Origin of the sequence: Pseudanabaena sp. Chao 1811, from assembly GCF_027942295.1 — a bacterium.
Classification (GTDB): Bacteria; Cyanobacteriota; Cyanobacteriia; order Pseudanabaenales; family Pseudanabaenaceae; genus Pseudanabaena.
In genome coordinates this window covers 1,187,082-1,199,688 of the sequence record NZ_CP101416.1, presented here as the reverse complement: position 1 = coordinate 1,199,688, position 12,607 = coordinate 1,187,082, and the positions used below count along the sequence as shown (strand labels likewise).

Sequence of the window (12,607 nt, the reverse complement as noted above, 5' to 3'; positions counted from 1 at the left end):
CAAATTATTCTTAGTAAATTCTTAGAGCAAAGCTTATGTCTGCATTGCCTGCAATTGCTGTACTTGCGATTCTGATATTGGTTCATGAACTCGGACACTTTATGGCTGCCCGTGTACAGGGTATTCATGTAAATCGATTTTCGATTGGGTTTGGACCTGTGCTGTGGAAATATCAGGGTAAGCAAACGGAATATGCGCTGCGGGCAATTCCCCTTGGTGGTTATGTCGGCTTTCCCGATGATGACGAAGATAGCGATATCCCACCTAATGATCCCAACTTGATGAAAAATCGCCCCATCGTCGATCGCGCGATCGTGATCAGTGCAGGGGTCATCGCTAACTTTGTATTTGCCTATCTAGTTTTATTAGTCATGACCCTGAGCGTTGGTATCGGCACTGTCGATCAACCAGGGGTAAGAATTACGAAAATTCTTGAACCAAATGCACCTGCGGCAGTTTCAGGTTTACGCTCTGGCGATATTATCTTGGCGGCTAACGGTACAAAATTTGACACCAGTTTGACCACCTTGGATCGCTTTCAGTCCTTGATTGCCAAAAATGCCAATCAAACCGTAGATTTGCAGGTAATGCGCGATGGCAAAATGCTGCAAGTACCAATCTTGCCTGATGGTGAAGCTGGTAAAGGCAGAATCGGGGTCAGATTGGACTTTACAGGTAAGCCCCATCGTCGAGCTGTACATAATATTGGTGAAGCAATTGATAATGCGACTCAAAGTTTTGAGCGTTTAGTCGTGATGACTGTTCAAGGCTTAAAACAACTTGCCACAAATTTCCAAAATACGGCTTCGCAGTTGTCAGGACCTGTAGCGATCGTGGCGATGGGTTCAGAATTAGTTAAATCCGATGCGGCAGCATTATTTGATTTCACAGCAATCATTAGTATTAACCTCGCAATTATCAATATTTTGCCCTTGCCTGCTCTCGATGGTGGTCAATTGGTATTTTTAGCGATCGAGGCTTTGCGTGGAGGTAAACCCTTACCCGAAGAGTTACAAAATAATGTGATGCAGGGCGGCTTAGTAATTCTGCTGGGCTTAGGTGTCGTGATGATTTTCAAAGACTCCTTCAATTTGCTGCAACAGAGTGGGTTAAGTCCTTTGTAGTTCAATCACAATACAAAATACAAAAAGGCGGTGCATAGCACCGCCTTTTTGTATTGACAATTACTAATGCAAAGTTTTTTGACAAATTCGAGCATAATAGATAAAGAAATAATAAGTTTTTCGATCAACTCGATACATCACCCATGTCTCTCCCCATCCGCAACGTCGCCATCATCGCCCACGTCGATCACGGCAAAACCACTCTAGTAGACGCACTTCTCAGACAGTCTGGCGCTTTTCGCGAAGGTGAAGCCCTTGTCGAATGCGTGATGGACTCCAACGACCTAGAGCGTGAACGCGGCATTACCATTCTTTCTAAAAATACTGCTGTCAAATACAAAGATACGCTGATCAACATTGTTGACACCCCCGGACACGCGGACTTTGGTGGCGAAGTTGAGCGCGTACTTGGCATGGTTGAAGGCTGTTTGCTGATCGTTGATGCCAACGAAGGTCCTATGCCCCAAACTCGCTTTGTGTTGAAAAAAGCGCTGGAAAAAGGCTTGCGACCTTTAGTCGTTATTAATAAGATCGATCGCGAATTTGCCGATCCCCACGTTGCTGTCAGCAAAGTTCTTGATCTATTCCTCGAACTCGGTGCAGATGATGACCAGTGCGATTTCCCTTACCTATTTGCTTCAGGCATGGGGGGCTTTGCTAAGGAACAACTCGAAGATGAAAGTGTAGATATGAAGCCTTTGTTTGAGGCAATTATCCATCACGTATCGCCACCTGTGGGCAATCCTGACAAGCCTTTGCAGTTGCAAGTTACGACCCTTGACTATTCCGAATATCTCGGTCGGATTGTGATCGGTAAAATCCACAACGGCACGATTACTGCGGGACAGCAAGCTGCTCTGATCACTGAAGATGGCTCGATCGTTAAAGGTAAAATCACCAAACTCTTAGGATTTGATGGCTTAAAGCGCGTTGAAATGCAAACCTCATCCGCAGGTAACATTGTGGCGGTTGCAGGTTTTGCCACTGCCAATATTGGCGAAACCATTACCTGTCCTAATGAGCCTCTAGCACTGCCAATGATCAAAGTGGACGAACCCACTTTGCAGATGACCTTCTGCGTTAATGACTCGCCCTTTGTTGGTCAAGAAGGTAAATTAGTCACTACCCGTCAAGTACGCGATCGCCTCTTGCGCGAACTCGAAACTAACGTCGCGCTACGTGTCACCGAAGATCCTGAATCTCCTGATCGCTTTGCGGTTGCTGGACGTGGTGAATTGCACTTGGGTATTTTGATCGAAACCATGCGTCGTGAAGGCTATGAGTTCCAAGTAACTCAGCCTCAAGTTATTTACCGCGAAATCAATGGTCAAAAGTGCGAACCCTACGAAGCTCTAGTTCTAGATGTGCCTGAAGATGCCGTCGGTGGATGTATTGAGCGCTTAGGTCAACGTCGCGCCGAAATGATCGATATGCAAATGTCTAGCACTGGACGCTCTCAGCTAGAATTCGTCGTTCCTGCACGGGGATTAATTGGCTTCCGTGGCGATTTCATGCGCGCCACCCGTGGTGCTGGCATCATGAACCACAGCTTCCTCGATTACCGTCCTGCGGCTGGCGAAATTAGCGCCCGTCGGAATGGTGTACTGATCTCCTTTGAAGAAGGTGTGGCAACTGAGTTCTCCTTGAAGAATGCAGAAGATCGCGGTGTGTTCTTCATTAAACCCGGTACAAAGGTGTATAAGGGCATGATTATTGGCGAAAATAATCGTCCTCAGGATATGGAACTGAATGTATGTAAGAGCAAGCAGCTTACGAACATGCGTGCGGCTGGTGCTGATGACATCGTGCAGTTGCAAGCTCCGATCGAAATGAGCCTCGAACGCGCCTTGGAATACATTGGCCCCGACGAAATTCTTGAGGTTACTCCCGAATCAATTCGTTTACGCAAAATGACCAAGAAATTTGCTAAGCGCTAATCACTAAACGAAAAGGGGCGCATCGCGCCCCTTTTCGTTTGTGTTATTTGCTAGACTATTTAAAAATTTAGGGCTATCCAAACTCTATCCAAGCTATGCACCAAGTTGTCCTCGAAATTGCTGGAAGTCGTAAGGTTCATGTTATTTCTGAACATGGAACTAAGGAGGAAGCTTTGGATAAGTACATCAAACTTGTAGAAGCTAATAAAGGTTCACCTGTTACTAGTAAGGGAAAATATACAATTCGCAAAAAGCCTGATTAGCAACTGCGATCGCCTCTAAATTTTAATGTGATTTAATGTGAGCTATCAAATGTGATCTGCTGTTTATCGTCAAATTTCACTTCATGCACCTATCTGAATGCTATCGACTTTTAGGAGTTCCCCGCAATGCAACCTTAGATGATATTAAGGTCGCCTACCGTCGTTTAGCACGTAAGTATCACCCTGACGTTAATCAGAATGATCCTACCGCCGCCGATAAGTTTCGCCTTGTGCAAGAAGCTTACAAAATGCTCAAGGATGCGGATAAGGGAGATTTAGAAAAAGAGCTGTTTTCTAAAAATGTGGCTACGCGATCGCAAGCTAACTCTGCCCCACCACCACCTCCAAAAACTTACAGTAAGCCACCTCAACCCCATCCCAAAATCAAAATTGAGGTGAAGCAGGTTAGCAATAAAGTCGATCCGATTAGTAGCAATCCAGAGTTAAAACTGAAACTGGATATGTTGCGGCGGGTGCAGGATTTGCTGAAGCAAAAAAAATATGTCGTAGCGATCGCTGTTGTAGAAGGAATGAGCGAGAGATTCCCCAATACGCCCGAAGTCATCCATTGGCAGGCGGTAACTTATCATCGTTGGAGTAGTGAGTTAATTTTGAATGGGAAGTTACGCGAAGCAGAAATCTATCTCAATAAAGCGCTAACCACCGATCCTAAAAATCGGGAATTGGCGTTTGAAGTGAATCGTGACTTAGAACGAGTCCAATTACTAAAAAATAAAAAATAGAAATCAACAAACAAAAAAGGAATCGCTTAGCGATTCCCTTTTTGTTTTCCGTTCTTTATAGAACGGGTTCGACGGGGCTCGAACCCGCAACTTCCGCCGTGACAGGGCGGTGCTCTAACCAATTGAACTACGAACCCAAGTTTCTGCTCTTAACTTAAGAATCACTTACCACTAACTGTTTTGCAGCTCGTTTTTTGCGTTTCTTTATTTAAGCGCTCCTTATTATGGAGATTTAAAAAGCGTTTGTCAATACTTTTGATTATATTTTTTGAAACTTTTTCAATCGCAATCCTGAAATCACCACTACATAAGGGCTTCAACTAACAGACTTATCCTTCAATATCTTAAAGCCAAATCCTGTGGCGCACGCTGCGCGTGCGCCACAGGATTTGGGGTTTTATATTTAATTTCGCTTAGCTACTTATCAATGCAACAACCCAACAAATGAAGGTCGCACAAAGTGCGACCTTCATTTGTTGGGGCTTAACTAAGACGAGTTGCCACAAAATATCGTAAAAAGCCCGAAAAAGTCATTGCAATTCCCTCAGACCATGATATTCTGTCAGCCATTATTTGCCAGCTAAATTTGTCCATTAAGATTTAATTGGTGTAGAGGACTTACATGAATTGCTTTAAAAGCACAAACATTAAAAGTGCCAAGACGGCGATCGCCACGACACTTTTGACGCAAATACTCAGCATCGCCTTGCCGACAGCATGGCAAGCGATACCCTCAGCGATCGCTTTACCAGGACAAAAGCCCGATCAAGTAATTGATTGGATTAGAACTAACCCTGCATTGCGTCCAGAGTCTGGTGAGCGTCTGCTCGTGCGAAAAAGCGATACCCCGTCAAGACGCTTTCAATTTCAAGCCAGTGTGGTGTTACCAGGGATTGCTGCAATTAAGGCGAGCGATGCCAATTTGATTAGAAGTGAGCAGATTCGATTTTTTGACATCATTAATGGTGTGACCCGATCGCGTCTAGAAGAGTCCCTACGTTCGATTTATGGACCTGAAATCATGCGTGACTATGCCACCGCAAAACGGGTTTATGCCTATCCAACCGCGGCAATGGTTCAGCGATCGCAAGGCAAGAACGCTTCACAAATTCTCTGGGCTTTGCAGGGGGAACTCCGTCAAGGTAAAAAATATGGCTATTGGGTGGAGCTGTTACAAAATGGTAAGGGTAGCGCTAATTCTGGACAAATCACTGTATTTGAATTAGAGAGTTTGCCTAAACTAGAACAAGAGTTAATCAACCGTGAACAACTCTAAGGACATAGTTGTTTGCAGGAGACCCTGATATGACAGCCAAACTTTACGATACAGATTTTTATGCTTGGACTTTGGAGCAGTCTCAACTTTTGCAGTCTGGGGACTGGAAGTCAGTGGATATTGTGCATCTGGTTGAGGAAATTGAATCTTTGGGCAAACAAGAAAAACGTGAGTTGGAAAATCGTCTTGGGGTTTTAATTGGGCATTTGTTGAAGTGGATTTATCAGCCCAGTATGCGGAGTCGCAGTTGGCAGGTGACAATTCGTGTACAAAGACAACAGCTACAAAGACATATTCAACAAAATCCGAGCTTGAAGTCTTACCTGTCAGAGGCGATCGCGGTTGGCTATGACCTAGGGCTAGAACTATTTTTTAAGGAAACTCAGTTAATCGATCAAGACTTACCTGAAACTTGCCCATTTACCGAAGAGCAAATTTTTAATCCGAATTTTCCTGATCCATAAAAAAGAGGCGGCGCATCGCGCCGCCTCTTTTATTTATAGGAACCAGCCGTAGCTATGTAAGCCTTTGCCGAGAAGGTTAACGCCAAGGTAGCAAGTCCAGACTACTAATAAACCAACACTTGCTAAAATTGCAGGCTTGCGTCCTTGCCAGCCCTTGGTAATGCGTGTATGCAGATAGGCGGCAAATACTAGCCATGTAATTAAAGACCAAGTTTCCTTAGGGTCCCAACTCCAATAGGAACCCCATGCCTCATTTGCCCATACGCCGCCAGCGATGATGCCAATGGTCAGCAATGGGAAGCCTAATCCGATCGCTCGATAACTGAGATTATCTAAAGTTTCCCCTAAGGTCAGGCGGCGCAGTGATAAGGGTTTCGTTTGGGTTGCATTCTCCGATACCAGCGTAGCGGTATTTGCAGAGGAGAGATTTGTTGAATTTAAAACATTACCCATCCCTTCAATAGCAAAAGCGGCAAAAGTTTCGGGATTAGACTGCTTTGCTTCGGTAACGCTACGCAGATTTGTGCCGAAGGAACTACCTTGTAAAACCACATCTTGACCACGGGTAACAATCAAAAAGGCGATCGCTAAAATGCTGCCAGTCATCAAAGCTGCATAGCTGAGCAACATTACCGTAACGTGCATCATTAACCAATTAGACTTTAATGCAGGTACAAGCGGCTCCGAAACCTGCATCCCTGCGGGTAAAGCCAAAGCTGCAAAAGCGGTGATGCCCATTGCCATCGGTGAAGTAAATGCACCGATCAAACGCTTGGCAGTATCATTAGCGCTCTTATACCCAATGCGATCAACGACAATGTGCATGGTGGTGATGCCCCATGCCAAGAAAAACAATGATTCGTAAAGATTGCTTAGTGGGAAATAGCCTGCATCAATCCAACGCGCTCCCAGTAATGCAGCAATACAGAGATTGGCGATCGCCATGCCTGCATTTCCTAGCGATCGTAAATAGGGCAAATTGGGAAATGCGACATGTACCCAAAAAACGAGCATAGTCGCAAAGAGGACAGCAAATGAAGTGTTATCCAGTAGGTTCTGAAGCGCGACGAGTTGCATTCAGGCAATTCTCCAGCAATTTTAAAAAGGTTTTATTATTGGTTTATAGCATTCCTAAATCATTTGTAGATTTTTGGGTTTGTGGAAGCGCACCCCTTCGGAGGGGTGCGCTTCCACAAACCCTTTAAGATTGCTATAAACATTATTGTAAGCGATGTTGATAAGCCTTACCATTTGCCTCTTAAAGTCCAGAAAATCCCGCAGATGAGAGTCCAAGCTTTTGCAGATGAAAGAGTATTTACAAATTAGTCCAGTCATTGATTGGCAACATCCTGAAATCATTAAATGCGCCCGCCAGATCGCCTTGGGGCATCAAACACCAGAGGCGATCGCTAAAGCTTGTTTTGAATGGGTACGTGACGAGATCTGTCATAGTTTTGACTATCAAATGAATCCTGTGACTTGGCGAGCATCAGATGTCCTAAAACATAAAACAGGCTATTGCTATGCCAAGAGCCATCTCCTTGCGGCGCTCCTCCGTGCTAACCAGATTCCCTCAGGATTTTGTTATCAACGATTAAGTATTGATGATCAAGGCGCTCCCTACAGTTTGCATGGGTTTAATGCCATTTACTTACCTGAATTTGGTTGGTATCGAGTGGATGCTAGAGGCAATAAAGCTGGAGTTAACGCCCAATTCACCCCGCCCCATGAACAACTAGCCTTTCAAACACAGTTTCCCGAAGAGGCAAATTTTCCTGCTATTCTTGCCGAACCATTACCGTTAGTTGTAGAGTCACTGCAAGCACAAACTACATGGGATGATATGCTGCGTCATCTTCCAGATATAGCTCCAGATGCTGCCCAAAACTATGGACTGTTGCTCATGACCTTAAATTACCGAGCGTTTCCTACACAATTACCGAATCCTGATGCCCAAGGTGCGATCGTTGCCCTGCATGGATGGGGGGCAAATTGTGATGATTTAATTTCCCTAGCGCCACTGGTTGGACTCCCAAATTATCAATGGATTTGTCCTGAGGCTCCCTTTAATCATCCTATGCCCAATGGCAAGATGTGGTATGACCTCCAAAGTCTTGATGCAGAGGGATTAGCCAAAAGCTGTGAATTACTCAGCCAATTCCTTGAAGATTTACCGACACTAACTGGCATCCCCTTAGAAAAGACATTTTTATTAGGCTTTTCACAGGGTGGGGCAATGACTTTGGATGTCGGCTTAGGCTTTCCCTTGGCTGGTTTAATATCCTTAAGTGGTTACTTGCACATTGCCGAAGAGGAATTGCAAGAATTTGCCAATGCCACATTTCCTCCCATTTTCATTGCCCATGGCACAGAGGACACTGTAGTTCCGATTGGGGCTGCGCGTAATGCGCGGCAGTTGTTTGAGACTTTAGGCGCAACCGTAGAATATGAAGAGTATGAAATGTCCCATGAGATCCGTCCTGAAACCTGCGATCGCATCCGCAAATTCATACTGGAACATCAAGTGATCTAAGAAATGGCAGAAAGTGTCACTTTTTGTTTTTATTTGTTTTAACAGCTAGTCAATTTTTGATATGACGGTGTATTGTTAAGATCGAAATAATCACTTATATAAATTATATTTAGGAGATATTGTATGGCTCTTTCAGATGCTCAAATTTTCTCAGCACTAGTACTCGCACTAGTTCCCGCAGTATTGGCTGCTTTGTTAGGTTCTGCTCTTGCAAATTCCTAGTCCTCATTCATCTATTTTTTACAACCTAGAGGTTGCGAATGGTTGCCAAGCGAAACCTATCTCCGCGTGTTTCTCCAGCAGTAGCAAAACAAAACCTACGCCGATCGCCAGATCAGAACGGGCGAAATGATGTCGTGAGCATAAGTTCACACAGCAACCATTCTGCCTCTAGTGGTAAAGTTTCACCTGTGGGGATTGCTAATCCCGCATTGAATGCTGCTAATGGCTATAGTGAAGCCGTTGCCCATTCTATTGAGCGAAAAAAAGAGCAATATTGTCGTACTAAGGCTACTGAGTCAATAATCGTAATTGCTGTGAATGTGGCTTTGTCCCTTGCGGCGATCGCTGCCATTACGAGATTATTACCCTATCAATCATCCCAAAAAGATCGGCTCGACGAAATTACAACAGAGGTAAATTCCGTTGAGCAACGGGTTAATGCTTTGCGTGAAAATTTACCCCAAACTTTAAATTCGGGTAAGTCTCAAGAAATGTTGTTGCGAAAGCAAGGTTTGATTAAGAGCAATCAGATGACTATTAAGCTACTCGATCCTACGGAAATTGCTTCACCGAGTACTGATGGTGTAATGCCTACAACCACAACTGCACAAAGAGCTAACAATCGTTAACCATAAAATTAAGAATGGGCGGCGCGAAGCGCCGCCCATTCTTACCACCATAAATTCTTTCCTTTTTAGGACTATCAAAAAAAACGTTAAGCGTTCTTTTTTATAAATCTGACTCAATTAGCCGAATTGCTAATAAAATTTCTGCCAGCATCCTTTGCCAAGCGTAATACCAACCAGCCCATCCATCAAAAATGCCCCCTTTCAGAATTAAGCAATAGAACAAAATCACGAATGGCGCAATTATTTTTTGTTTGCGTAGGCGATCGCCAAAACTTAATTGCCCTGAAGGTGTATTTAATAGTTTTTTAGCTTCAATTTGCATATATCGATCTTGCGCCCAGAGCCAACGGCTTAAGGACTTGCGATCGTCATGATAGATATACCCAGCTAAATATCCATAATCTCCTACAACCTTAACCCGATGGGCATGACCATCTTCAATATAATAAGACTTATCTTTGCGGTATAGAACTTTACGAGGGGGGAGTAGAGTTCCGCGTAGAGGTTTCCCAAATACACAATATTTAAAATTTGCAAAATAGGAATCTTTGGATAAAGATTCTGGCAAAGAATGGAGTTCAGCAATTAATTCTTTACTTAAGTTATAGTCAGCATCCAATGAAAGCACCCATTCCGTTGTAATTTGCTCTATTCCATAATTACATTGCCCTGCAAAATGATCGAAAGTGCGTTGATAGAGATCTATTTGTGGATATCCAGCTAAGATCCTGATTGACTGACAAAAGACTAGGAAGCCCAGTCGAGAGTAGAAGCATAGAACTCAATGCGGAATAATTTCTGAAGATGTTTTCGACGAGAAGCAATAGCAGGGTGAGAGTCAAGATAAGAAGTAAAAGAGTAGAAAGGCAAGAAAGCCCAGTTTTTAGTGATAGCGGTGTGAATCCAGTTCCAGCCAATCTTGAGATAACTAAGCCCACGAAACCAATGAGGATCAACCAAACGACGATAGCCAGAATCAGCAACTGCCAGTCCTTGAGCCGTTAAAAACAAGGTGGTCAGTGCTATCACAAAACAAAGGCGAGAAATGGCAGGAGCCGAACGTAAACGCGAAGATTCTAAATCAAAGCCATTAGATTTATCATCCAAGAAATTCTCCTCAATATCGAATCTCAGACCATACTCCCAAAAAGTTTGGAGTGTGGTAGGTTCAGTACTGAGAATATACCAATACTCTCGGCTCCCAGATTCCCAAGCCGCCGCAATATGCACATCGGTAAGACGCTTGGACTCAGTTTTGTGAACTTTAACATTGTGGATCAACTTAGCTTCACCAAGACGAAGATGTAATTGTTTGACTGTTTGCCAGCCATGCTTGGAGAGTGTAAAGTGAAGTGTGTAAAGTCTGGGATATATACAGAGAGATGATCTAGACACACAATTACCAACACTAAAACTGATGAATATACGCAAAGAATTGCTCGACGAATTGCTGCAAGAATGTAAAACACCACCTGACCTATTCGGAGAAGGAGGCATTCTGAAACAACTGACAACCGCGTTGGTGGAGAGAGCCTTGGAAGCAGAACTATCAACCCATCTGGGATACGGTAAGCACGAACCTAGACCAGAAGGACAAACCAACAGTCGCAACGGTTATAGCCAGAAAAAAGTGCAAGGTGACTTTGGCGTAGCCGAAATCGCAGTCCCCCGAGATCGGCAAGGGGAGTTTGAACCGCAGATGGTGAAGAAAGGACAAAGTCGCTTGTCAGGACTAGATGAAAAGATCATTGCTCTCTACGCACGAGGTATGAGTGTCAGGGATATTCAAGCCCAGTTGCAAGAAATGGATGGTGTTGAAGTATCACCAACACTTATTTCCAATGTTACAGATGCAGTAATTGACGAGGTGAAGCAATGGCAAAACCGTCCCCTTGAAGCAGTCTATCCAATCGTCTTTCTGGACTGTCTAGTCATCAAAGTCCGAGACAATGGCAGAGTGATTAACAAATCCTTGTACTTTGCCTTGGGCGTGAATATGGACGGGTACAAGGAATTACTGGGTATGTGGATTTCTCCGAATGAAGGTGCGAAATTCTGGTTGTCAGTACTCACCGAAATTCACAACCGTGGGGTCAAAGATATTTTGATTGCATGTGTCGATGGCTTGACTGGTTTCCCTAATGCGATTGAGACGGTATTTCCTAAAACTCAGGTGCAGTTATGCATTGTCCACATGGTCAGAAACTCGGTCGCTTTTGTACCTTGGCAACAACGCAAGCAAGTTTGTGCTGACCTCAAGGCTATTTATAGCGCGGCGACGGAATCGGAGGCTGAGTTTAATCTCGAACTCTTTGCTGAAAAGTGGGACAAGCAATATCCATCAATCTCCAAGTCTTGGCGCAGTCATTGGGCAAACATTATCCCCTTCTTTGCTTTCCCGACCGAGATTCGCAGGGCGATTTATACCACCAATGCGATTGAGTCGATGAACAGTAGTTTGCGGAAGGTGATTAAATCCCAACAGATTTTTCCCTCTGATGATGCTGCTTTCAAGCTCGTTTATTTAGCAATGCGGAATATCTCGAAGAAGTGGACGATGCCGATTCGTGATTGGAAACCTGCTCTTAATCGCTTTGCCATCCTCTTCGAGGATCGTCTCCACGTCTAGCTTCTAGACTTTACACATTTTACTTGACAATCTCCATGCTTGGGGGCATATATCCAGAAATTACCCTTGATCCGAATCCGACATTGCCATTTTAATTCCCACACATAGCGCACCAGTTCTGGATTAGCAAATCCTCGGTCTGCTAATAAAACTACTTTGACATTCACGGGCAACAGTTTCGATGCGCGTTTGAGCATGTCTTGATAGCTACTCATCTCTACACTACTACTGCGATGTTTGATTACACGCCAACATAACGGTAAAGCTCTTCCCTGATGAACTACACACAATCGGATCATGCTGTATTCTTCCCACAGTTGACTGGTATCAAAACTCAGATATATTTCTGGCTCTTTCCATTTAGCGATTAACTCTTTGATTACTTGACTGTATAGCTTGGCTGGATTTATGCGCGGATTGTTCAGCCATCTTGATAGTTGTCTTTGCGTGCTTTGGGCGATCAATGCTTTTGTGTTGATATGGCTTAACCACTTCGTTAAATTCACACTCCCTGTGGCGATCATTCCCACCATCATCCACGCCATTACTCCCAAATGGCGCACATCTGACCACTGGCTGTATTGACTCCCGAATTTTATTAGTTCATTATAGATACGTGAGGCGTTTTGGGTCATTTGTCCTATGCTCCTTTTTCTTCAAAAAACAGCATACGCCTCTTTTTTACTCAAATTCAATCTCTGTATACTTTCTCGCAACTTCTCTTACCACTTTTGTCAGTCAATCAGGCTAAGATCTCTAGAGTTTGATCATCGCTAAAGCTATCAAT

General features: G+C 44.0%; 13 protein-coding genes, 1 tRNA gene and 2 pseudogenes. 11 read left to right on the top strand and 5 right to left on the bottom strand.

Annotated elements, in window-relative coordinates:
* Positions 1 to 35: 35 nt before the first annotated feature.
* The 4 genes from rseP (at position 36) to NMG48_RS05605 (ending at position 4,067) form a co-directional block, all read left to right on the top strand.
* Complete coding sequence (rseP, locus tag NMG48_RS05620) at positions 36 to 1,124, top strand: RIP metalloprotease RseP (RefSeq protein ID WP_271254340.1); 1,089 nt, start codon at positions 36 to 38, stop codon at positions 1,122 to 1,124.
* 143 nt (positions 1,125 to 1,267) lie between these two features.
* A complete protein-coding gene (gene typA, locus NMG48_RS05615; protein ID WP_169362590.1) occupies positions 1,268 to 3,061 on the top strand; it encodes a translational GTPase TypA in 1,794 nt (597 codons plus the stop codon).
* Between the two features lie 95 nt (positions 3,062 to 3,156).
* Positions 3,157 to 3,324 carry a hypothetical protein gene (locus NMG48_RS05610; RefSeq protein ID WP_169362589.1) on the top strand — a complete coding sequence of 56 codons (168 nt, stop codon included), beginning with the start codon at positions 3,157 to 3,159 and terminating at the stop codon, positions 3,322 to 3,324.
* 83 nt (positions 3,325 to 3,407) lie between these two features.
* Positions 3,408 to 4,067, top strand: coding sequence for a J domain-containing protein (locus NMG48_RS05605; protein WP_271254339.1), 660 nt, complete (start codon positions 3,408 to 3,410; stop codon positions 4,065 to 4,067).
* A gap of 63 nt (positions 4,068 to 4,130) precedes the next feature.
* Here NMG48_RS05605 and NMG48_RS05600 read toward each other — a convergent pair.
* Positions 4,131 to 4,204, bottom strand: a tRNA-Asp gene (locus NMG48_RS05600).
* Positions 4,205 to 4,689: 485 nt separating this feature from the next.
* On the opposite strand from NMG48_RS05600, the gene NMG48_RS05595 reads away from it, so the two are divergent.
* Positions 4,690 to 5,343: a hypothetical protein gene (locus tag NMG48_RS05595; RefSeq protein WP_271254338.1), complete on the top strand. Its 654-nt coding sequence runs from the start codon at positions 4,690 to 4,692 to the stop codon at positions 5,341 to 5,343.
* A 29-nt stretch (positions 5,344 to 5,372) separates the two neighbouring features.
* Positions 5,373 to 5,807, top strand: a complete 435-nt coding sequence (locus tag NMG48_RS05590; RefSeq protein WP_271254337.1) for a DUF29 domain-containing protein — start codon at positions 5,373 to 5,375, stop codon at positions 5,805 to 5,807.
* Between the two features lie 33 nt (positions 5,808 to 5,840).
* On the opposite strand, the gene ccsB is transcribed toward NMG48_RS05590, so the two are convergent.
* On the bottom strand, positions 5,841 to 6,884 hold the full coding sequence (gene ccsB, locus NMG48_RS05585) for a c-type cytochrome biogenesis protein CcsB (protein WP_271254336.1): 1,044 nt from the start codon (positions 6,882 to 6,884) through the stop codon (positions 5,841 to 5,843).
* Between the two features lie 226 nt (positions 6,885 to 7,110).
* On the opposite strand from ccsB, the pseudogene NMG48_RS21645 reads away from it, so the two are divergent.
* The 4 genes and pseudogenes from NMG48_RS21645 to NMG48_RS05570 form a co-directional block, all read left to right on the top strand.
* A pseudogene (locus NMG48_RS21645) lies at positions 7,111 to 7,704 on the top strand (transglutaminase-like domain-containing protein); the annotation flags it as partial.
* 6 nt (positions 7,705 to 7,710) lie between these two features.
* The gene (locus tag NMG48_RS21640) at positions 7,711 to 8,340 is read left to right on the top strand and encodes an alpha/beta hydrolase (protein WP_345961244.1); all 630 of its coding nucleotides are present in this window, start codon (positions 7,711 to 7,713) and stop codon (positions 8,338 to 8,340) included.
* A 123-nt stretch (positions 8,341 to 8,463) separates the two neighbouring features.
* On the top strand, positions 8,464 to 8,562 hold the full coding sequence (gene psaM, locus NMG48_RS05575; protein WP_126388842.1) for a photosystem I reaction center subunit XII: 99 nt from the start codon (positions 8,464 to 8,466) through the stop codon (positions 8,560 to 8,562).
* Between the two features lie 38 nt (positions 8,563 to 8,600).
* Complete coding sequence (locus tag NMG48_RS05570; protein ID WP_271254334.1) at positions 8,601 to 9,191, top strand: hypothetical protein; 591 nt, start codon at positions 8,601 to 8,603, stop codon at positions 9,189 to 9,191.
* 100 nt (positions 9,192 to 9,291) lie between these two features.
* On the opposite strand, the pseudogene NMG48_RS05565 reads toward NMG48_RS05570, so the two are convergent.
* Positions 9,292 to 9,918 (bottom strand): annotated as a pseudogene (locus NMG48_RS05565) (glycosyltransferase family 2 protein); the annotation flags it as partial.
* Positions 9,919 to 9,938: 20 nt separating this feature from the next.
* On the bottom strand, positions 9,939 to 10,586 hold the full coding sequence (locus tag NMG48_RS05560; protein WP_271254332.1) for a hypothetical protein: 648 nt from the start codon (positions 10,584 to 10,586) through the stop codon (positions 9,939 to 9,941).
* A 22-nt stretch (positions 10,587 to 10,608) separates the two neighbouring features.
* Here NMG48_RS05560 and NMG48_RS05555 point away from each other — a divergent pair, with 22 nt between their 5' ends.
* Positions 10,609 to 11,820: an IS256 family transposase gene (locus NMG48_RS05555; protein ID WP_271253735.1), complete on the top strand. Its 1,212-nt coding sequence runs from the start codon at positions 10,609 to 10,611 to the stop codon at positions 11,818 to 11,820.
* On the opposite strand, the gene NMG48_RS05550 is transcribed toward NMG48_RS05555, so the two are convergent.
* Positions 11,817 to 12,455: a hypothetical protein gene (locus NMG48_RS05550; protein WP_271254331.1), complete on the bottom strand. Its 639-nt coding sequence runs from the start codon at positions 12,453 to 12,455 to the stop codon at positions 11,817 to 11,819. The genes NMG48_RS05555 and NMG48_RS05550 overlap by 4 nt on opposite strands.
* Between the last annotated feature and the right edge of the window lie 152 nt (positions 12,456 to 12,607).

Bases quoted from the DNA above. Each gene is read 5' to 3' on its own strand.
- rseP (WP_271254340.1), top strand. From the start codon at position 36: ATGTCTGCATTGCCTGCAATTGCTGTACTTGCGATTCTGATATTGGTT.
- typA (WP_169362590.1), top strand. From the start codon at position 1,268: ATGTCTCTCCCCATCCGCAACGTCGCCATCATCGCCCACGTCGATCAC.
- NMG48_RS05610 (WP_169362589.1), top strand. From the start codon at position 3,157: ATGCACCAAGTTGTCCTCGAAATTGCTGGAAGTCGTAAGGTTCATGTT.
- NMG48_RS05605 (WP_271254339.1), top strand. From the start codon at position 3,408: ATGCACCTATCTGAATGCTATCGACTTTTAGGAGTTCCCCGCAATGCA.
- NMG48_RS05595 (WP_271254338.1), top strand. From the start codon at position 4,690: ATGAATTGCTTTAAAAGCACAAACATTAAAAGTGCCAAGACGGCGATC.
- NMG48_RS05590 (WP_271254337.1), top strand. From the start codon at position 5,373: ATGACAGCCAAACTTTACGATACAGATTTTTATGCTTGGACTTTGGAG.
- ccsB (WP_271254336.1), bottom strand. From the start codon at position 6,884: ATGCAACTCGTCGCGCTTCAGAACCTACTGGATAACACTTCATTTGCT.
- NMG48_RS21640 (WP_345961244.1), top strand. From the start codon at position 7,711: ATGACCTTAAATTACCGAGCGTTTCCTACACAATTACCGAATCCTGAT.
- psaM (WP_126388842.1), top strand. From the start codon at position 8,464: ATGGCTCTTTCAGATGCTCAAATTTTCTCAGCACTAGTACTCGCACTA.
- NMG48_RS05570 (WP_271254334.1), top strand. From the start codon at position 8,601: ATGGTTGCCAAGCGAAACCTATCTCCGCGTGTTTCTCCAGCAGTAGCA.
- NMG48_RS05555 (WP_271253735.1), top strand. From the start codon at position 10,609: ATGAATATACGCAAAGAATTGCTCGACGAATTGCTGCAAGAATGTAAA.
- NMG48_RS05550 (WP_271254331.1), bottom strand. From the start codon at position 12,455: ATGACCCAAAACGCCTCACGTATCTATAATGAACTAATAAAATTCGGG.